Source organism: Bacillus sp. MRMR6 (assembly GCF_001940785.1).
Classification (GTDB): Bacteria; Bacillota; Bacilli; order Bacillales; family Cytobacillaceae; genus Neobacillus.
The window spans coordinates 1-19,911 of sequence record NZ_MSLS01000006.1; the positions used below are offsets into that span (position 1 = coordinate 1).

Consider the following 19,911-nt stretch of genomic DNA (forward strand, 5'->3'; position numbering starts at 1 on the left):
CATTCGAATTGGTGGCACGGCATTGCGACCGTTATCCAGACAATATTTATCTTTTAATTCTTCAATTATGAATGAAAAGTCGACTAGTTTTTTAATTTGGCGAAGCATATTATCTTTTGGAACAATGAGATCATAAATTCCTATATATGGGCTAAGATTAAATGAATCTTGAAAGGAAATCATTTCGGTACCACCTTTAAAGTCTTGTTACCTTAATTATAAAATAAAAAGCAGTTGAAGGGTTGATAAAATCAACCTTCAACTGCCTCAAAACAAAGGACTTTTTCAGTGCCCTCGCGGAACGACCGAGGAGGCTCAGCGGTGAGCCCGCGGAAAGGGAGCGGATTTCGCAAAAATCTCTACATAAGAAAACAGCCTATAGTTGATAGACTGTTCTGAAAAATTATTTTATTTCATTCGCTAGTGGAAGTAAATACTTCCACTCTTCATACCTGATAATCGTTTCCCAATGACCTGTGATTTTTGCAAAGGCAACAACTAAGAAGAACGCAGCTAAGAAAGCAACAGGGATAAACCATTTGCTTACCTTTCTATTCACAACTGTCATTTCCAGGGTATCCTTTTTCGGGCAAGCTTCCACGCATGCCATGCAGGCATTACAATTTAAGCTATTAACTGTTTCAACCTTGTGTACGGTTATTCGCGAAGGACATACCTTTGTACACATTTCACAATTCGTACAGGTTTCTTCATTTCTGCGAACCTTTGAAATTCTGAATATAGATCCTAACCCAATCAAAGCACCATAAGGGCATAGAAAACGACACCAGAAGTTCTTAAAAAACAGCGATAAGACAAACAATGAACCGACTACAATTAATCCTACACCGCCAATGTTTAAGAAAAACAGCAGCATTTTCACATCAGAGATTTTATTATACGGCTGATTCAAGAATTCAATTGCACCATAAACCGGCATCGCAAAAACCATACTTATGAAAAAAAATAAGATCATATATTTTATCGGCGTTAGCAGCCAGCCTAGCCAGGTTGGAATCTCAAAGTTTTTGCCAAAAATCTTCTTTCCGAGTCTTCCCACCCATTCACCGACCGTTCCAACGGGGCAAATCCAGCTGCAAAAAGACCTGCGGAAGATAATTGCACCGCCAACAAAAAAGGAAAATAATACAAGACCTGCCGGATGGATCGCATCAAATTCTCCAATTGATAGCCAGACCTTTGACGCAAGCAGTGCACTTACTGGTAAAAAACCTTCAACAGCAGCCGGTCTTTCAACAAAAGGCGACTCCCCTCCAGTTGTAAAGTGCATATAGAACTGATAAAACTCAATTCCTACATAGAGCATAAAGAATAAAAAGATTGCTTGAACCGTGTATCTCGTCATTTGAACCGGTTTCCGCTTAATCTGTTTGATATACCAGTTCTTAGATTTCATGATAATTCCTCCATTCTTCCATATTTTAAATATAGAAGAGGAAGCAAACAGGGTATGTGATAAAAGTTAATATAAAAACCTTATTCATAAAGAGTTCACAGATTCCTTCTTAAAAAATTCGAAAATTAATTTTATTATTATATTTACAATATTGTAAACGGTTACTGCTTAAAAGTCTGCAAAAAATAGGGTTGCAAAATTATATAATAATAATATAATTACTTTATTGTTAATTCGAATTTTTAGAAAATACCTTTAAAAAGTCTATGACGAGAAGAGTAACTGATATACTTGTCCAAAGAGAGCCGGCGGTTGGTGAAAGCCGGTGTCAAGATATGAGCGAAAATCATCTCTGAGATGCCTAGCTGAAATTGTTCTAGTAAGCTATGCCGGAACTGCCCGCCGTTAAATTAGGGACGCGTATGTTGGTACGTTGATCGAGAGCCGCATTTTTTGTTGTGCGGAAGTAGGGTGGTAACGCGAGCTAGCTCGTCCCTATCCATGGGACGGGCTTTTTATTTTGGGTATAAATTGAAGGGGAGAGAGAAGTTATGAAGAAGAAGGATACGTTTTTTGTAGGATTAATGCTATTTTCAATGTTTTTTGGAGCTGGGAATTTAATTTTTCCACCATTTCTAGGGATGGGCTCAGGAACCTCCTTTTGGCCAGCTATTACTGGTTTTATTATCACTGCAGTAGGATTACCCTTATTAGTTTTGGTTGCAATCGCTCGTGTTAAGGATGGTGTGAATACACTAGGCAGCCGAGTACATCCGTGGTTCGGAGTCATTTTTACAATTATCGTCTACCTTTCAATCGGACCATTCTTCGGTATTCCTAGAAATGCCAATGTAGCTTTTGAAATGGGATTTAAACCTCTCTTAGGCAGCTCTTCCGATCAGGCTTTTTTATTATTAGGGTTTACTGCTATTTTCTTTTTAATCGTTTATGTATTAAGCTTAAACCCCTCTAAAGTAGTTGATTATATGGGCAGATGGATTACGCCAACACTTCTTTTGTCTATCGTCGCCCTTTGTGTGATCGGTTTTGTTAATCTAGATCAAGGGCTGGAGGCACCGACTGAGGGTTATCAAACCGCTTCATTAATGAAAGGCTTTATCGATGGGTACTCAACCATGGATGCTCTGGCCGCACTTGCTTTTGGGATTGTCATCTTAACTACCCTTAAGCAAAAAGGGGTTCGTGATAAAAAGCAGTTAACCTCTTATACGATTAAAGCAGGTTTAGTAGCGGGCTTGGCGCTTTCTCTCGTTTATGTTGCGATTGGTCTATTAGGTGCAAAAATGGCACCATATGGTGAATTCGAGAATGGAACAGCACTATTGTCTTCTGCATCCACCATCCTTTTAGGAAGCAGCGGCAAAGTTCTGCTTGGTGTGATTTTTACGCTTGCATGCTTTACCACCTGTGTAGGATTAACGATTGCCTGTGGACAATTTTTCACGAAACTGGCACCAAAAATGAGTTACCGTATGGTGGTAACCGCAGTGACGGTCGGAAGCTTTTTAATAGCGAATCTCGGATTAAATCAAATTATCACTGTTTCTATTCCTTTCTTAGTAATGGCATACCCATTAACCATTGTCTTAGTAACACTTGCTCTGCTCCACCGCTACTTCGGAGGATCAAATAAGGTTTATGCTGGTGCTATGCTCCTAACTGGGATTGTCAGCTTATATGATGGAGTAAAAATGTTCGGGCTTAACTTGAGTGTTTTAGAACCGTTAATGAGCAGTCTGCCATTTTCAGCAGTTGGTCTTGGATGGGTTGTCCCTGCCCTTGTGGGAGCTGTTTTGGGCTATATTTTAGATCGCGGAAGTAAATCAGCAGCAAACAGAGACGCTGAGCTTCGTAAAGCTTCATAAGCAAAAGAGCCAGGACAACAAACCCTGGCTCTTCCCTATTTTTCTACTGCAAAAATAATGTTATTTTGTTTTCTTGCTTCTTCGGTAATCTTCAGGACGATTTTACTCAAATTTTTCAGGTCCATATATTCTTCTTCATTATTGGTTTCAATAATTCTTGCGAAGGTAATACATTCGTAGGCCATATCCTGCTTTTCCTGAGATACACTCAAAAGTTGGCTTTCTTTCGTGTGGCTGTCTAAAAACTTGATCTCGGATATAGGTGCAGCGTCTTCTAAGACAAAAGTTCCCTTTTCGCCATGAATTTCACACGGTGCAACAGAGTCCGCAATTTTAGAGCAAAGAATGGTACAAACAAAGCCCTCATATTTTAGTATAAGCGTACCACTTCCATCTACCCCACTTCGTAAAAGGACAGGATGATAGGTTACTTCCTCTGGCTCACCAAACAATCCGACAGCTATCGCAAGCGGGTAAACACCCAAATCTACTAGGGCACCGCCAGAGTACTTCGCAGAAAAAATATTGGGCTCTTCTCCTTGTAAAAACAAATCATACCTTGATGAATACTTCATATACGGTAAAATAGCACTTCTAACACTGCCAGCTAAATGCAGCTTTTCTTTTAAAATGCGATAATTGGGAGTATGTATATTCCGAATAGCTTCAAATAAGTACACACCATTTTCCTCAGCCGTTTTATAGGCTTCATCGAGTTCAGCAGTTGTTGAAAACATTGGTTTTTCACAGATTACATGCTTTTTATTTTTCAAAAATGTAATGGCTTGTTCAAAATGCACTGAATTCGGAGAGGCAATATAAACTGCCTGAATATCTTGATTCTTTGCTACTTCATCAATGGAAGTATAATAGGCAGTGTTAAAAGAATCAGCAAACTTTTTTGCCTTTTCTTCGGTTCGTGAATACACACCGACTAGCTGAAGCTCATTACTAAGTTGTGCAGCATGAATAAATCTTTCAGTAATCCAACTTGTTCCAATTGTAGCATAGGTTAACATCGACTCACTCCTTACATTCATGAACACTATTGTATCCTTTTCTTTTGAATCATTCCATTTTTTCAACCAATCTTTAAAAAATTTCACCTTCTCTTATAGTTTTTCCTTTGAATTGTTGGGAACAATGGAAAAATATCAGTATTTATGTTATTTATTAATAGTACCTAATGTAGTGCACGGAGCAAGACACTGAAAGAAAGAGGTTGAATAGAGTGGACAATCTAACGTCAAATTTTATAAAGGATATTATGATCAAGGATTTGGAAACAGGAAAACACAGTAAAGTGATTACCCGTTTTCCTCCAGAGCCAAACGGTTATTTACATATTGGACATGCAAAATCAATTATTATTAATTTTGGACTAGCCGATGATTTTAACGGAAAGACGAATTTACGATTTGATGACACGAACCCGTTAAAGGAAGATATCGAATATGTAAATAGCATTAAAGAAGATGTGAAATGGCTTGGGTTCGAGTGGGATAACCTATACTTTGCCTCTGATTATTTTGAAGAAATGTATAAACGTGCCGTTCTTTTAATTAATAAGGGACTCGCATATGTCGATGACCTTAGCGCTGACGAAATTCGCGAATATCGCGGGACACTTACAGAGCCAGGTAAGGACAGTCCTTACCGAGAAAGAAGTGTAGAAGAGAATCTAGATTTATTTACTAGGATGCGTAACGGCGAGTTTGCTAACGGAGAGAAAGTACTGCGCGCAAAAATTGATATGAAGTCGCCCAATATTAACCTGCGTGACCCAGTTATTTATCGTATTTCTCATGCAACACATCATAACACGGGCGATAAATGGTGCATCTATCCAATGTATGCTTTCGCTCATCCGCTTGAAGATGCGATTGAAGATGTAACACACTCCATTTGTACGATTGAGTTTGAAGATCAGCGCCCTCTTTATAATTGGGTTGTAGAGAAATGTGAAATGGACAGCCAACCTCAGCAAATTGAATTTGGCCGTTTAAATGTGACAAACACCGTTATGAGTAAGCGGAAATTAAAGCAATTGGTCGATGAACGATTTGTCGATGGCTGGGATGACCCACGTATGCCGACAGTCTCTGGAATGAGACGTAAGGGATTCACTCCTAAATCGATTCGTGATTTTGTCATAGCAACTGGTGTATCAAAGGGCTCTGGTGCAGTCGATTCACAGATGCTTGAATATTATGTTCGTGAAGATTTAAAATTAAAAGCACCGCGGACAATGGGTATTCTAAAGCCGCTTAAGGTTGTTATCACCAACTACCCTGAGGGTCAAATTGAATTACTAGATGCAGAGATTAACCCTGAAGTACCAGAAATGGGCATGAGAAAAATTCCGTTCTCAAGAGAAATCTTCATTGAGCAGGATGATTTCATGGAGAATCCTCCAAGCAAATATTTCCGTCTATTTCCTGGCAATGAAGTTCGCTTAAAGCATGCTTATTTTATTAAGTGTGAAGAAGTGATTAAGGATGAAAGTGGAAATGTCGTAGAACTACGCTGTACGTATGATCCTGAAACAAAGAGCGGTACCGGCTTTACAGGGCGCAAGGTAAAAGGAACCATACATTGGGTTGAATCAACGAACTCTGTTCCTGCAGAATTTCGTCTATATGAACCACTTATTTTGGATAAAACAGAAGAAGATGCAGAAGACGAGGGAAAAACTTTCCTTGATCATGTTAATCCAAACTCTTTAGAAGTTTTACAAGGTTTTGTTGAACCGAACATGAGAGACTCTAGACCACAGGATAAATTCCAATTCTTTAGACATGGTTACTTTAATGTCGATCCAAAGCACACTACAGTTCATAAGCTTGTCTTTAATAGGATTGTCTCGTTAAAAAGCTCATTCAAAATTTAGTACGAACAAAAAGAAGAACCACGCAACGTTGCTGGTTCTTCTTTTTAATATTCCTTTTTATCCTTTTCTGGAATGGAAGCAGGAACTTCTAGTATCACTTTTGTTCCCGTACCTGGACTCGACCAAATGGTTAATTCTCCACCCACTGCCCGTGCTCGTTCCTCCATACTAAAAAGTCCCACACCGCGTGTTTGTGTTCGGGGATCAAATCCTTCACCATGATCTTCAATCAAAATTCTCACCGCATCATCCAATTCTCTAATCGTAACCGCTGCATCCCGAACATTGGCATATTTGCGTATATTGGTTAATGCTTCTTGGATGATTCGATAAATCGTTAATTCGATGCTTATATTTAGGCGCTGGTTCAATACGCATTCAAGGTACACATCGATGTTATAGTTTTCCGAAAAACGTGAGAGAAAAGATCTTATCGCAGGGACGAGTCCCAAATCATCCAGAACAGATGGGCGTAGCTCCCATGAAATGTCTCGGATTTCTTGAATTAATTGCGTGGCTTCCTCTTGCATTTGCTGAAGCAATGGATGGTTGATCTCGGAAATTAAACGGTTAATGGTAATGAGATGACTATATAAATTTTGCCCGATACCATCATGGAGGTTTCGAGACAAACGTTTACGTTCCTCTTCCTGAACATCAATAATGGTTGTCATCATTTTCTGAAGCTCTTGTTCTACACGCTTTCGTTCGGTAATTTCATAGCGGATCGCTAAGTACTGATACGGTTTTCCCTTTTCATCTAAAAAAGGAACAATCGTGGTATCAACCCAATATAAGGTTCCGTCCTTTGCTCTGTTACGGATTTCCCCTTTCCATACTTCACCCGTCCCAATGGTTTTCCACATATCTTTAAAGAAGCTTGGCACATGAAATTCAGAATTTAAAATACGGTGATCCTGCCCAATCAGTTCTTCTTTCCGATACTTTGAGATTTGACAGAATTGTTCATTTACATATGTAATAATCCCCCGGGAATCGGTTATTGCTACGATAGAAGATTCATCTAGTGCAAATTTGATATCCATTAATTCCTGCATGCTCTTCTTCAATTCTAACTCCAGATTCGCCTTCTCTGTTAAAGGCTTTTGCCTATCCATACCATAGTAACCCCCTCTCATCTACCGAATTAAATGGCTTTTTAAGACTTGTTCCAATTGACTGGCAGATTCCTTTACTATGTCCTGTTCATCTTCGTTAAAAGTATACCTCTCTCTCTTGCCAACAAGTAAAACCCCTTTAGGGGCACCATTAAAAAATAAAGGAACAGCATATGAAGACACAAGTTTTTCCGCAAGCATAATCGGATAATCGGTTACTTTCCCGATAATATTCTCTGGAAAGTTGCTAATCATCATGGCGCTGCCACTGGAAATAATCTTACCTGCAATACCTTTTCCAAAACGAACGGTTATTCTTTTGTATTTGTCATTTAAATTACCAGAAGCATAATGCCACTGAACATCTGGTCCTACCTCATTTTGCAGGGCAAGAGCAACGAATTGAAAGCTTGTTTTTTCTAATAATTGATCACATACCTCAGAAATTGCTTTAATTCCTTTTATTTCCGTCATAACTGGTTACTCTCCCTATATGCCATACCCTAGTAACCCCTTCTTTACTGCATATTGGACAAGTTCTGGACGGGTCTTCATTTGCAGTTTCTCCATTAGGTTCCCTTTATGGGTTTCTACCGTTTTTACACTGATTATCAGTTTCTCAGCAATTTCCTTATTTGCGTAACCCTTCGCAATTAAAGTAAGGACTTCCTTTTCACGTTCAGATAGAAGATTATAAATGTCGCTGCTGTCTTGCTTCATACTAATTAAATATTCCTCCATTAACCTTTTCGTTGCTGCAGGGTGCAGATAGGCATCCCCCTTTGCAACAGATTCAATGGCTGACATTAATTCATCGTGGGGAGCACTTTTTAAAATACAGCCTGATGCTCCTGCTTGAACTGCTCGAAATAAGTACTCTTCATCATCGTGCATCGTCAAAATTAAAATATTCACTTCAGGCATCAGTTTTTTAAGCTCCGCGGTGGCAGACAATCCGTCTTTTCCATGCGGCATACTCAAATCCATTACGACTACATTCGGTTTTAGCTTTAACGCTTTTTTTATTCCCTCATTGCCTTCCGACGCTTCTCCAATAACCTCCATTTCGGGGTTATTATTTAAAAGCAAGGTCAGCCCCATTCTAACTACCGCATGATCATCAACTAATAGGATTTTAATCAACATACCCGCTCCTTTAATCCCTAGATGGGAAGAGAAATCAAAATTGAAGTTCCTTCATCAATTTTAGACGAAATTACACATGTTCCGCCAGCAAGAAGCATCCTCTCTTTCATTGCTGAGATCCCTAAAGTATAGCTTCCAATTTCCTCAGGCTGAAAACCTTTGCCAAAGTCATCAATGGAGATTTTTAGTTCCGTTTCATTCCAGTGTATATCCATACTTACATTGCAGGTATCTGCATACTTTGCAATATTGGTCAAGGCTTCCTGACATACCCGGAAAACAGAAATACTGGCTTTCTCTGAGATTAGTTTAACTTCTCCACTAGACTTTAAATCAATAAGAATTCCAAATGTGGATGTATATAACTTGCTATAGCTCTTTAATGCCGGCAGTAATCCAAGGGTTGTAAGGGAAGGAGGATGTAGCTCAACGGATAGCAATCGAATTTCCTGAATCGTCTTCTCAATTAACTGGGTCATTCCATAAAGATAATCTTTCAAATGCGGCTGATTTGTACTTGATTCGACGAATTGTAAACCAGTCAAAATACTGTACAGGTTTTGTCCAACCCCTTCATGAAGATCCAAGGAGATTCGCTTGATCTCTTCTTCTTGTTCTTCAATAATGTAAGAACGAATCTGCTGTTTTTCAGGTGATATCTCCACTTATTTTTCCTCCTATCCCTTTATAAAAAAATTCAGGTGAGATTAATCAACCTGATCTTTTTTTAGTATATAGGTTAACCCACTAGCTTGGTCAAATGCGGACCATTGTGTGTCTGTTTCTTTAATTGAACTGTTGACGGGTACAGCTAGAAAATATACTTGGTCAAAATAAAAGCGTACATGAGTTTGATCCGGGCAAAGTTGAACTTTCTTGATGGATTTTTTTACAGCCGCGGCCTGGTCACCGCCTTGTTTATCCTGGATCATAATTTGCACCTTTTTCTCGACAAATCTCTGCAATTCTTTTACATTAATGGGTAGCACAGCTATTACACCCTCTCTTAACCGGGTAGATAAACATCTTATAGCCTTGAATATATTCCCAGAATTTTCCCTCTGCATGATCTTCTATATAAAGGATTGCTTCCTCTTCGGAATTCCAGTTGCTCATGCCCTTCACTTCTGCGACAACCATTTCGGCACCTTCAATTGTTTTCTCCTCTAGATACCAATTCAAACGTTTTTTCCCAAATGTCTTTTTCAATAATTCATCAATTTCAACTGCAAATCCACCTGATTCTTTTCGGATAAAACAAAAATCAATATACGTTTCGCTAGTCATTGACCTTCACACCTTTTTTATAAATAAGGAATGCTATAGGAAATAAAATGAAATTCATTACACCCGCAAGAACGGTGTTTGTATAATTTTCATAATAGTATTGATGTACCATGTATTGAGTAAAGATAATATTCAGCATTAACACCGCAAGCAGGAGGGCAACCGGAATGTAACTACGCTTCATAACGCTTTACCCCCACTGCATAAACTGCATCGTTCTCTACTTTCACATAAATCTCAGGCAGTGGTCTTCTTGGCGGACCCGCTGTTGGTGCACCTGTTTCAACATCGAATTTTCCGTGATGGCAAGGGCAAAGCATTTCTTGCTCCTCTTTCTGCCAGAAAACCGGGCAGCGAAGGTGTGTACACGCATTTTGATAAGCTACATATCTCTCTTCAGAAAGTCTGATTAAAATAGCACTATCATGTTCTCCTGGAAAGTGAAATTCTACCGCATCCCCAACAGGGATCGATTTTACATCGGTAATTTTTTGTTTCGGGTATTTCTTTTCTTCTAAACCTGTAAGTTCCTTAGCGGCTAAAACTCCCCAAGGCAGGGAAGAAACCGCGAAAACTCCAGCTGCACCGACTAATGTTTTCATGAACCCACGGCGATCTAGTTTTCTTTCATTATTACGGTTGATATTGTGTGTATAATTATCTTCATTAAATGGGATTTTATTATTTTTGTCTGTCATGCTAATCCCTCCTAAAACAATTTGGTGACACCCTGCAGAATACCAGGGAGATTCACTTTTACATTTGTTTCGCCTTCTAAATAAGGCATACTTGTTACCCACTTACCATTATCTAAGTTAAACTGCTTTTGCTTTGCTTCAATTTCTTCATCTGACAGCCATTGTAATGTATTAGAAGGACAGACACTCGCACACATTGGCGGAATCCCATCCTTTGTACGATCGATACACAAATCACATTTATACATTAAATTTTGCTCAGTATCGAATTTAGGAATTCCATATGGACAGGCAATCGTACAGTTTTGACAGCCTATGCACTTTTCAACAAGTGCTGATAAAACCGCGCCTGTTTCATGGATTTGTATCGCTTGTGCAGGACAGCTTCTCGCGCAGGCTGGGTTCACACAGTGAAGGCACATGAGAGGCATTGTTTGACGGTTAACAAGCGGATTAACATCGTACACATAGTTACGGTTACGCTCCTCATGCCCTCCACACTGTGTACAAGCCGCTAAACAAGAGCGGCATCCTATACAGTTTTCAAGTTCTAAATATAACCTCTTTTTCATTTATTGCACCTCAGTTTTTTCTAGTTTTTCCATCTGTGCGGCACAGGCTTTAAATTCTGGCATTCTGGACATCGGGTCCAATGCGGCAATCGTTAATAGATTAATAGATTTATCGTGACCCCAGTGATAGGGGACAAATACGGTATCTTTACGGATTGCTTCCGTAACTTTTACTTTATACTCCGCTTCCCCTCTACGGGTAAAAAGCCGCACATATTCTTCATGATTGATATTGTATTTTGCTGCTGTTTCAGGATGTACCTCAACAAATGGCTCTGGTGACATATCACGCAAGAATTGAATTCTTCGAGTCTGGTTACCAGATAGATAGTGATAGACAACTCGACCTGTTGTTAAGCGTAATGGATATTCACCGCAAGGCTCTTCTGCTGGTGCTCTATAGGGTAATGCACAGATTTTTGCTTTTCCATCTGGGTGATAGAATTTCTTATCTAAGAACATATGTGGTGTTCCTTTATCACTATCCTCTTCACTGCGACATGGCCAGAAGACCCCGTCTTGCTGGTCAATTTTTTCCCAAGTAATTCCGTAATAATCTGCATATCCACCTTTTGAAGCTAAACGGAATTCATCATTAACATCTCTAGCTGTTTTTAAATGTGAGAAGTACTTTCCTCTGCCTAGACGTTCACATAATTCAATTTGGATTTGCCAATCTGGCTTAGATTCTCCAAGTGGTTCCTGTGCTTTATTGATTTTAATACAACGTCCTTCAAGATTCGTAACTGTTCCTTCATCTTCAGACCATGTTGTAGTTGGTAGAATGACATCGGCAAATTCTGCTGATTCTGATAAATAGAAATCAGCGCAAACCATGAAATCAAGGTTTTTCATTTGCTCACGAACATAGTTTAAGTTTGGTGCCGATACTGCTGGATTTGAGCATAATAAGTACAATCCGCGGATGACTTTCTGCTCCATTAATCCGAACATTTCATAAGCTGAAACGCCCTCTTTCGGCATTTCTTCTGGTTCAATTCCCCAAACCTTCGATACTGCCTTTACATGCTCTGGATTCGCAATCTTTCGGTACCCTGGAAGAGCATCGGCTTTCTGCCCATGTTCACGGCCTCCCTGGCCATTCCCTTGACCAGTAAAAGTGGCGACACCTGATTTTGGACGGCCAATTTTCCCGGTGATTAAGGCCATATTGGTGTAGCCTGAAACATTATCAACACCCTTATGCTGCTGTTCAATCCCGCGTGCAAACATAACAATTGCGTTTGGAGCTTTTCCATAAATCTCTGCTGCTTTGATGATTTTTTCTACCGCTACACCTGTAATTTCGCTTGTATATTCTGGTGTAAATTGTTTTACAAGTTCTTTTGTATCTTCGAATCCATTTGTATGTTTATTGACAAACTCTTCATCTACATGACCATTTTTGATAAGTAGATTTACAATTCCGTTCGCCAGTGCCAGGTCTGTTCCTGGTCTTAAATCCAAGTGAACATCTGCCCTTCTAGCAATTGGTGTTTCACGTGGATCTGCTACGATTAAGTAACCGCCGCGTTCTTGTACAGCCCAGATTCGGAACATAGATGTTGGGTGACACTCAGCCGTATTACTTCCCGCAATAAATAAGCAATCTGTTTCATGAAGATCTGTCCATGGAAGTGTCGAACCGCGGTCAACACCAAACGATCTCATAAAGCCACCGGCAGCACTTGCCATACAAAAACGACCGTTGTAGTCGATATAACGTGTTTGTAAACCAACACGGGCAAACTTACCAGTTAAGTAGCATTTCTCGTTCGTCATCGATACACCGCTATATACACTTAGTGAATCTTTACCATATTTGTTTTGTAACTCTTGGAAATTCTTCACGATTAAGTCATAAGCTTCTTCCCATGTTGCTTCACGGAAGCCTTCTTTTGTTCCTTTTAGTGATTTATCATCACGAATTAATGGTTTTAATATTCGATCGTCATGGTTCGTTTGCTGGTAAGCCGTCACACCTTTAGGACACATTTTACCAACTGTTACCGGCCAATCATATCGTGGTTCTACACCAATGATTTTGTTTGTCTTTGTATTTACACGCAGGTTCATCCCACATTGCATACCGCAATAACTGCAGTGTGTTTTTACAAGCGTTTCATTTGGATGGTTTACGTTTTCTATTTCTTTAAAGAATTTATCCCTTTGCATTCTGGTTAGCCTCCTTGACCTGAACGAAGTGCGTTGCGATTCCAGAGAATCTAGCTATACGGTATTTTCTACGGCATGGAAGGCACAACTCAGCGAGGTTAAAGCCATCCTCCATATTAAATTCGATCTCATTTACACCCAATACTTGAATTACATCATTTGATTGTTCAACTGATACAAAATGATCTCCACACACTTTACATTCCTTCGTTGCCTGCTCCGCATAATGCTCACGATAATTTCTAGCGAATACGCTCAACGGACGGAAAGGAATATGTGCCAGTTTTCCGAAAGGCAAGTATATTAATGTTACGATTACTGAGAATTGATGAATTAGGGACATAACTGGGTGGCCCCATCCATGTAAAAACATGTTGCTAAATGTTAACATTAAGCCTGTAATACTAATAAAAAGAAGCAGATATAGTGGTAAAAAGTCATAAATAATCGTTTGTTCCGCTCTTGCCTGCATGTTTTTCAATCGGCGGTAGAGGACCATACAAACACCTGTGATCACCATGAACGATGAAATATTTAAAGCATTATAGAAGAAATACCCAAGAATTCCATCAGCTTTAATCGTCATGATATCGATACCCATTCCAACTACCGTATAATATCCATTGTCACCCATCGTAAAGTACATCCAACCGAATACAAGAGGGAAAGTAACAAAGCATGCTAATACACAGCCCCAGCCAATCAGTAAATGCTGTGACCAGCGATAAATGCCGCGATTCCAGATAAATCTGTAAGTAGCTAGGTGCTCTACAGATGTTTTAGGTGTTGATTTTCTGAATAATAGTTTAAGTCCCTTTTTAATGAAAATCTTTGTTGGCGGTCTCTCTCCCCATGCGATAAAGCGATAGAAGAATCCTCCAATAAACACAAGCGTTCCGACCATATAGCCGTAAAGGTTTAAATCAACATGTGTGAACATTCTTGTTCCAATAAATGATAAAATAACTAGCCCTGAGATGGTTAGAAACATTGACTTTGCAAACTTTGAAGCAAATGCATTATTGACTGAGTGTTTTTTATTTTTTGTCGTTTCAGCTTGCGTGTTAGTAGTAGAATTTGCCTGCACTTGAATTCCTCCTAAAAAAATAGCACTAACGTTTTTCTTACTCTTATTGTAAGAAAAACGTTAGTGCTTTCTATATCGGGGAACTCCCCCATCCTCAGGGGAAAAAACCCCTAGAAAACCGGAATTAGACAAAACTCTGTCACAAACTACTACGATGGTACTTTTTGACCCATGAATATGAAAGCAGCACTACTACAATAACGATTTGCACTGAAAATATGGCTGCGTCCCAAAAGGCATAGGTTGTCGGTGCTTGTTGAAAACCTGGAAGAACCTGTTGCCAAGCATAGATCATTTGTGGAATATAAAAAATACTAAACAGTCCAATCGTCAGAACTACCCCAGAGAAATAAAAGACAGCATAGAGCATGATCGTATTTTTTTCACCCTTAAATACGACCTCTGTCTTTGTATTTGTCTGTTGGTATCGTAGTTTACTATTAATAAACTGCTTTGCATTTTCCATTAAGTTATAGCAGCCTGATTTATTTTCAAGCACAAAATATAGATCTGTTTTCATGTAAACACAGCATTGATATAGCATTCTCAGAAGGATATCCAATGCAGCAAGGGTAATGATCCCACCGAGGACGACTGATTTATTAGCAATAAGCAGCTGGGCCATTAAACTAATCGTTAGGAGTACAGTATCAAAGCATAGTCCTGCAAAAAATAACTGGTTACGAGCTTTAGAGGGTAATTTCCATACTGTCGACATATCTGTTTCGAGCACTACCAGGAATAATCGATGACCAACCTCTAATCTTGTTGGGAGGTTGTGTGCTCTCATTGCCAAAATATGACCAAATTCATGTATAAGCACAAGAACAAATGTCAAAGACATCCAAAGTAAGATATTTAAAAACATATAATCAAAAACAAATACATCCTTAAAATGAGGCAATAATGAAGGATTCAGAATGAATAGAATAATATTTATGATAAATAAACAAATATAGATAACAAAGGAAAACTTATTAAAAAAGAATTTCCCTACTTTTGGAGAGATCGCTAAAAAACCGGGCCGACCCTTTTCCTTCTGCTGTTTTTCAACCTTTACACCGTCGATTTCAGCAATTAAGTTTAATTGAAGAAGCTGTTCGGAAAAATCAAGAAGATCCACTTCCTCACTAGGGAATCTTTCCTTTAGTAACCTTTCAATCTCCCCCAGCTGTTCACCCTGGTTTAACAAATTTATGGCGTCAATACAGACCTCAGGCATTTCATAAAATTCACCTGTGTGTTGATCTTCAATTATATAGTGTTTTTTATCTTTGCGAATACCGATTGGAACGGTAGCAAGCCGTGAATTATGGTTTATATTCAAGTAACATCGTTCCTATCTAATTTTTTATAAAAAAGAAGGATGTCTAGCATTAAGCTAGCATCCCTCAAGAATTACTTACCTACTCCTAAATATGGACACCACCAGCAAGTTGTCTTAATCTTCTTAAGCTTACGGATTTTCATGAATCCACCTCCTTAAGTACTTCACATTTTTTTGTCCATTGATAATTTTCATGAAATTTGACCCAAGCTGGATAAACCTTTTTAAATTCTTCCACTAAAAAAGGATCAAATTGTGAACCCTTACCTTCAATAATTCTTCGGTATGCTTCCTCCACCGGCATTGCTTCACGGTATGACCTCGAAGAAGTCATAGCATCGAATGCATCTGCGACTGCTGACACTCTTGCAAGCAATGGTATGTCCTCACCTTTAAGTTGGTCCGGATAACCTTTACCATCCCAGCGTTCATGATGAGAGCGGATAACACAAATACTATCCTTTATCCCTTCAACATTCTTCACTGCCTCTGTTCCAACAACAGGATGGGTCTTAATAATGTCAAATTCCTCTTTTGTAAGTCGTCCTGGTTTCATTAGAATATGATCAGGTATATTCACTTTCCCGATATCATGAAGTAAAGCAGCATAATAAAAAGATTTTTGTTCTTCATTTGAAAATTCACCAACTTGTTTTGCTAATATTAGTGCATAACTAGCTACACGTTCACTATGTCCTCTAGTATAAGGATCTTTCAACTCAAGGGTGGCGATTACACCTTTCACGATACCTTCTAATTGATTGTCATACAAATTACTAATTGCTCGAACATATCCTTGAAAGCGTACAAGCAAAAAGAAGGAAACGATTGATAATATTAAGATTAAGATAATTGGCATGATTACATAAGATGTGCTTAAAATTAATCCCGTAAGTAAATATTTAATAGTAAATCCTAAAGTTACAGACCAAAAGTATTTAGTATTTAGAAATAGAGGTAATGATAAGATTAAAAATACTTCTATTACATTGCCACTAAAATAGTCATCAGGTTTTCCTAAATAGGTTAAAACATCTACCAAAAGTGCTGTAAAAAGATACGAGAATATAAATACATATTTAACCCAATTATGCTTATCAATCTTATTCAAATAGAAGGAAACCGGAACTATAATAAACAAGGTCAAATAGTTTAGAATCCAATAATGGCTCGGTAACCCAACTTCTCTATTAACAATATTCAGAGTCGGAGCTAGATAAAAGTAAAAAATGTCATACCCTATTAAAATAATGTAAGATATTAGAAGAAACCATTTAACGGTTTGTTTTTCCTCTTGCGGTATCATAAAATCCTCCAGTGTGTCTGCACACTCATTCGACATTTTCTTTTCATACATACATCATTCAACATTCCTCTACATTATATATCATTGATGATAACGTTGAAATATAGTATATTGTTGATTTTTGTATATTTATAGAATTATTTTTGGGTGATTGGTAAAACAACTGTTACCGTTGTACCTGTATCAAGACTGCTTTCAAATTTCAAATTACCTTTATGCTCATTTATTATTTGATTTGTCACCATCAACCCAAGACCGGTTCCTTCCATTTTTGTGGTAAAGAAAGGTTCGCCTAGGTTAAGTAGGTTAGCATCTGGAATTCCACAGCCTTCATCTCTAATAGTAATCATCATTTTTTTTCCATCTATTACTTTTACTTTAATTTGAATATTTCCACCATCTAGCATTGATTCAATTGCATTTTTTATAAGGTTTAGAAACACCTGCTTGAGTTGCCGAGAATCACATTCAATTGGCGGAAGAGGGCCTTCCATAATTGTTTCAACCTTTATTAGACTTCTTTCAGCATCGTGCTGAGTTATCGATAAGGTATATGCAATTATTTCTTCTATACTAGCTTTATCATACTTGATAATTCTAGGTTTTCCAAGATACATTAAATCATCGACAATTTTATTAATTCTATCAATTTCTTGAATCATAATTGGGTAATAATTATGATTATCAGGGTTTCGTTCTTGCTGCAATTGGGTAAAGCCTCTTAAGGAAGATAAAGGATTTCGAATTTCATGACCAATTGCTGCAGCCATTTGTCCAATAACCGCTAATTTTTCCTTTTTTCTTAGTTCTTCATGTGCACTATTCAAAGAACTAATATATGAGTAAAAACGAGTTAAGATGACATAGACAATTGCTGATAATATCATATAAATAATGATAGGAACAAGAACCAAGTTATCTTCTAACACAAGTCCCATAAAGAGATATTTTAAAACTACAACTGAAGATACGGTCCAAAAATATTTCTTACTCACAAATATTGGTAAAAAGAGAATAAACAACACTTCTACTATATGACCTGCTGCAAATGACTCATCTGTACCTAGATAGATAATTAAGTTATTGATAATATCAATGAAAATAAAACTAAAAAAGTAAATATATTTTATATTTTCCACTTTTCCAATTTTAAGAAGATAGTACGAAACTGGGAAAATACCAGCTATTAGAACGTACATCCAAAGACCTATTCCATCATTTGGTCTAGTAATAACACCATCGCCTGTTAACCGTGGGGCAATATAAAAATATACTACCTCGAAAATAATAAAGAATATATAGAATAACCATATGAAAAACTTTGTAGCTTTGGTTTCTTCATGTAGTAATTTCGTTTTCCTAAGTTCCTCTTTCACTGCGATACTCCCCTATACAATAAAACATTAAATATAGTCAAATATTTCTCCTACTATTTTATCATCTTTCAACAAATAAATAACGATATAATTTTGGTAAATTCGACAAAAATCGATAAAATAGACAAAAAAAGCCTTGCATCCCGCAAGACTCTTACTCTGGTAAAATTTTCACTAGTCTTTTAGCTTACTTTCCTTAAGCTTTCCTCATTGTGACTAAGCTTAGAATGTTTATATCCATAGCTAAAGTAAACAATTAATCCGATGACTAGCCACACAATGAAGCTGATCCATGTGGATAATGGAAGCTGGATGGCTAAGTATCCACAGAACAAGAAAGCTAGGATTGGAATCACTGGAACAAACGGTACACGGAAACCCGTTTTTGGCAGCTGTTTGTTTTTACGTAAATATAATATTCCGATTGATACAGTCATAAAGGCAAAGAGTGTCCCAATGTTAACTAAATGAGCCAGTTTACCTAGTGGAATAAATCCTGCAAATAGAGCTACTATTATGCAAGTGATCCACGAATTCACTACTGGAGTTTGTTTCTTTTTATCTACTTTAGAAAAAATCTTTGGTAATAACCCGTCACGGCTGATTGCATAGAACAAGCGCGATTGTCCATAAATCATGACAAGCAATACGGTTGTAATCCCCGTAATCGCACCTAATGAAATAAATCCAGCCACCCAATCCTGATTGATATAGTTAAGGGCAAAAGCAACAGGGTTCTTCACCCCAAGCTCTGTATATGGAACAATTCCGGTTAATATTGCAGATACTGCTATATATAGGATAGTACAAATCAACAGAGATGCAATGATACCTATTGGCATATTCCTTTGAGGATTTTTCACTTCCTCCGCTGCAGTAGCAACTGCATCAAACCCGATATAAGCAAAGAAAACAGTTGCTGCACCTACCGTAACTCCTGAAAAACCAAAAGGCATAAATGGAGTCCAATTTGCTGGTTCAACATACCAAACACCTACAGCAATAAATAATAATACTACAGCAATCTTTATAAACACCATGATTGCATTAAATTGTGCTGATTTCTTTACACCCTGCATTAAAAGCATAGTTATTAAGATTACAATAAGAATAGCAGGTACATCGACTACCGTTCCATTTACTGAATCGTATGCGCTGGTTATGGCTTTTGGCAGGTGAACTTCAAATCCAGCTAGTAATCCTTGAAAATAACCTGACCAGCCACTGGCCACTGCTGAAGCAGCTAAACCATATTCAAGAACTAATACCCATCCTAAAATCCAGGCTATGATTTCCCCAAAAACCGCGTAGCTATAGGTATATGCACTCCCTGCTACTGGAACAGTGCTAGCAAATTCCGCATAACATAAGGCTGCAAAAACACAGGCAAGTCCTGAAAGAATAAACGAAAGGATAAGCGCTGGCCCCGCATGTTCTGCCGCCGCAACTCCTGTAAGAACAAAAATACCCGTTCCAATAATGGCACCTATGCCAAGCATAGACAAATCAAATGCCCCTAAATCCTTCTTTAAGGCAGCATCTTTCTGACCAACTTCTTTTATCAAAGCCTGAATAGACTTTTTTCTAAATAAACTCATCAAAATTCCTCCCTGAAACTGTTAAAAC

The 19,911-nt window shown here is 38.1% G+C and carries 20 protein-coding genes and 1 other annotated feature; of the genes, 2 read left to right on the forward strand and 18 right to left on the reverse strand.

Annotated features, from left to right (window positions below; genetic code table 11):
- Window positions 1–183 (reverse strand): transposase (locus BTR25_RS08130; protein WP_483295243.1); only part of this gene is annotated, 183 nt, incomplete at its 3' end.
- A 220-nt stretch (window positions 184–403) separates the two neighbouring features.
- Entirely contained in the window at window positions 404–1,417 is a 1,014-nt protein-coding gene (locus tag BTR25_RS08135) for a 4Fe-4S binding protein (RefSeq protein ID WP_075687574.1), read from the reverse strand.
- Between the two features lie 257 nt (window positions 1,418–1,674).
- Window positions 1,675–1,917 (forward strand) — a binding site (T-box leader).
- A gap of 51 nt (window positions 1,918–1,968) precedes the next feature.
- Here BTR25_RS08135 and brnQ point away from each other — a divergent pair.
- Window positions 1,969–3,303 carry a branched-chain amino acid transport system II carrier protein gene (brnQ, locus tag BTR25_RS08140; protein WP_075687575.1) on the forward strand — a complete coding sequence of 445 codons (1,335 nt, stop codon included), beginning with the start codon at window positions 1,969–1,971 and terminating at the stop codon, window positions 3,301–3,303.
- Between the two features lie 35 nt (window positions 3,304–3,338).
- Here the strand turns inward: brnQ and BTR25_RS08145 are convergent, their stop codons facing one another.
- Entirely contained in the window at window positions 3,339–4,322 is a 984-nt protein-coding gene (locus tag BTR25_RS08145) for a Gfo/Idh/MocA family protein (RefSeq protein WP_083652294.1), read from the reverse strand.
- Window positions 4,323–4,534: 212 nt separating this feature from the next.
- Between BTR25_RS08145 and BTR25_RS08150 the strand changes: the two genes are divergently transcribed.
- Window positions 4,535–6,193: a glutamine--tRNA ligase/YqeY domain fusion protein gene (locus BTR25_RS08150; RefSeq protein WP_075687576.1), complete on the forward strand. Its 1,659-nt coding sequence runs from the start codon at window positions 4,535–4,537 to the stop codon at window positions 6,191–6,193.
- 44 nt (window positions 6,194–6,237) lie between these two features.
- Here BTR25_RS08150 and BTR25_RS08155 read toward each other — a convergent pair whose 3' ends face one another.
- The 15 genes from BTR25_RS08155 to bcaP form a co-directional block, all read right to left on the reverse strand.
- Window positions 6,238–7,311 carry a sensor histidine kinase gene (locus BTR25_RS08155; RefSeq protein ID WP_254842653.1) on the reverse strand — a complete coding sequence of 358 codons (1,074 nt, stop codon included), beginning with the start codon at window positions 7,309–7,311 and terminating at the stop codon, window positions 6,238–6,240.
- Window positions 7,312–7,332: 21 nt separating this feature from the next.
- Window positions 7,333–7,785 carry a GAF domain-containing protein gene (locus BTR25_RS08160; protein WP_075687577.1) on the reverse strand — a complete coding sequence of 151 codons (453 nt, stop codon included), beginning with the start codon at window positions 7,783–7,785 and terminating at the stop codon, window positions 7,333–7,335.
- Between the two features lie 15 nt (window positions 7,786–7,800).
- Window positions 7,801–8,454: a response regulator gene (locus BTR25_RS08165; protein ID WP_075687578.1), complete on the reverse strand. Its 654-nt coding sequence runs from the start codon at window positions 8,452–8,454 to the stop codon at window positions 7,801–7,803.
- A 20-nt stretch (window positions 8,455–8,474) separates the two neighbouring features.
- Complete coding sequence (locus BTR25_RS08170; protein ID WP_075687579.1) at window positions 8,475–9,122, reverse strand: sensor histidine kinase; 648 nt, start codon at window positions 9,120–9,122, stop codon at window positions 8,475–8,477.
- 42 nt (window positions 9,123–9,164) lie between these two features.
- Window positions 9,165–9,446 carry a hypothetical protein gene (locus BTR25_RS08175; RefSeq protein ID WP_254842654.1) on the reverse strand — a complete coding sequence of 94 codons (282 nt, stop codon included), beginning with the start codon at window positions 9,444–9,446 and terminating at the stop codon, window positions 9,165–9,167.
- Window positions 9,433–9,744, reverse strand: a complete 312-nt coding sequence (locus BTR25_RS08180) for a hypothetical protein (RefSeq protein WP_075687580.1) — start codon at window positions 9,742–9,744, stop codon at window positions 9,433–9,435. Before BTR25_RS08180 ends, BTR25_RS08175 begins: the two co-directional genes overlap by 14 nt.
- Window positions 9,737–9,928, reverse strand: coding sequence for a hypothetical protein (locus tag BTR25_RS08185; RefSeq protein WP_075687581.1), 192 nt, complete (start codon window positions 9,926–9,928; stop codon window positions 9,737–9,739). Before BTR25_RS08185 ends, BTR25_RS08180 begins: the two co-directional genes overlap by 8 nt.
- A complete protein-coding gene (locus BTR25_RS08190; RefSeq protein WP_075687582.1) occupies window positions 9,918–10,442 on the reverse strand; it encodes a QcrA and Rieske domain-containing protein in 525 nt (174 codons plus the stop codon). The genes BTR25_RS08185 and BTR25_RS08190 overlap by 11 nt, the downstream gene beginning before the upstream one ends.
- Before the next feature lie 11 nt (window positions 10,443–10,453).
- Window positions 10,454–11,014, reverse strand: coding sequence for a 4Fe-4S dicluster domain-containing protein (locus BTR25_RS08195; protein WP_075687583.1), 561 nt, complete (start codon window positions 11,012–11,014; stop codon window positions 10,454–10,456).
- A complete protein-coding gene (locus BTR25_RS08200) occupies window positions 11,015–13,189 on the reverse strand; it encodes a molybdopterin oxidoreductase family protein (protein WP_075687584.1) in 2,175 nt (724 codons plus the stop codon).
- Window positions 13,176–14,180 carry a hypothetical protein gene (locus tag BTR25_RS08205; protein ID WP_075687742.1) on the reverse strand — a complete coding sequence of 335 codons (1,005 nt, stop codon included), beginning with the start codon at window positions 14,178–14,180 and terminating at the stop codon, window positions 13,176–13,178. The genes BTR25_RS08200 and BTR25_RS08205 overlap by 14 nt, the downstream gene beginning before the upstream one ends.
- A gap of 235 nt (window positions 14,181–14,415) precedes the next feature.
- Window positions 14,416–15,603 (reverse strand): hypothetical protein, encoded by a 1,188-nt coding sequence (locus tag BTR25_RS08210; RefSeq protein ID WP_075687585.1) that lies wholly within the window; start codon window positions 15,601–15,603, stop codon window positions 14,416–14,418.
- A gap of 139 nt (window positions 15,604–15,742) precedes the next feature.
- On the reverse strand, window positions 15,743–16,909 hold the full coding sequence (locus BTR25_RS08215) for an HD-GYP domain-containing protein (protein WP_075687586.1): 1,167 nt from the start codon (window positions 16,907–16,909) through the stop codon (window positions 15,743–15,745).
- 137 nt (window positions 16,910–17,046) lie between these two features.
- On the reverse strand, window positions 17,047–18,285 hold the full coding sequence (locus tag BTR25_RS08220; protein ID WP_075687587.1) for an ATP-binding protein: 1,239 nt from the start codon (window positions 18,283–18,285) through the stop codon (window positions 17,047–17,049).
- A gap of 182 nt (window positions 18,286–18,467) precedes the next feature.
- Window positions 18,468–19,883 (reverse strand): branched-chain amino acid transporter BcaP, encoded by a 1,416-nt coding sequence (bcaP, locus tag BTR25_RS08225; RefSeq protein WP_075687588.1) that lies wholly within the window; start codon window positions 19,881–19,883, stop codon window positions 18,468–18,470.
- Window positions 19,884–19,911 lie beyond the last annotated feature (28 nt).

Bases quoted from the DNA above. Each gene is read 5' to 3' on its own strand.
- bcaP (WP_075687588.1), bottom strand. From the start codon at position 19,883: ATGAGTTTATTTAGAAAAAAGTCTATTCAGGCTTTGATAAAAGAAGTT.
- BTR25_RS08190 (WP_075687582.1), bottom strand. From the start codon at position 10,442: ATGACAGACAAAAATAATAAAATCCCATTTAATGAAGATAATTATACA.
- BTR25_RS08180 (WP_075687580.1), bottom strand. From the start codon at position 9,744: ATGACTAGCGAAACGTATATTGATTTTTGTTTTATCCGAAAAGAATCA.
- BTR25_RS08155 (WP_254842653.1), bottom strand. From the start codon at position 7,311: ATGGATAGGCAAAAGCCTTTAACAGAGAAGGCGAATCTGGAGTTAGAA.
- BTR25_RS08135 (WP_075687574.1), bottom strand. From the start codon at position 1,417: ATGAAATCTAAGAACTGGTATATCAAACAGATTAAGCGGAAACCGGTT.
- BTR25_RS08145 (WP_083652294.1), bottom strand. From the start codon at position 4,322: ATGTTAACCTATGCTACAATTGGAACAAGTTGGATTACTGAAAGATTT.
- brnQ (WP_075687575.1), top strand. From the start codon at position 1,969: ATGAAGAAGAAGGATACGTTTTTTGTAGGATTAATGCTATTTTCAATG.
- BTR25_RS08215 (WP_075687586.1), bottom strand. From the start codon at position 16,909: ATGATACCGCAAGAGGAAAAACAAACCGTTAAATGGTTTCTTCTAATA.
- BTR25_RS08185 (WP_075687581.1), bottom strand. From the start codon at position 9,928: ATGAAGCGTAGTTACATTCCGGTTGCCCTCCTGCTTGCGGTGTTAATG.
- BTR25_RS08160 (WP_075687577.1), bottom strand. From the start codon at position 7,785: ATGACGGAAATAAAAGGAATTAAAGCAATTTCTGAGGTATGTGATCAA.
- BTR25_RS08205 (WP_075687742.1), bottom strand. From the start codon at position 14,180: ATGTTTCTAACCATCTCAGGGCTAGTTATTTTATCATTTATTGGAACA.
- BTR25_RS08200 (WP_075687584.1), bottom strand. From the start codon at position 13,189: ATGCAAAGGGATAAATTCTTTAAAGAAATAGAAAACGTAAACCATCCA.
- BTR25_RS08195 (WP_075687583.1), bottom strand. From the start codon at position 11,014: ATGAAAAAGAGGTTATATTTAGAACTTGAAAACTGTATAGGATGCCGC.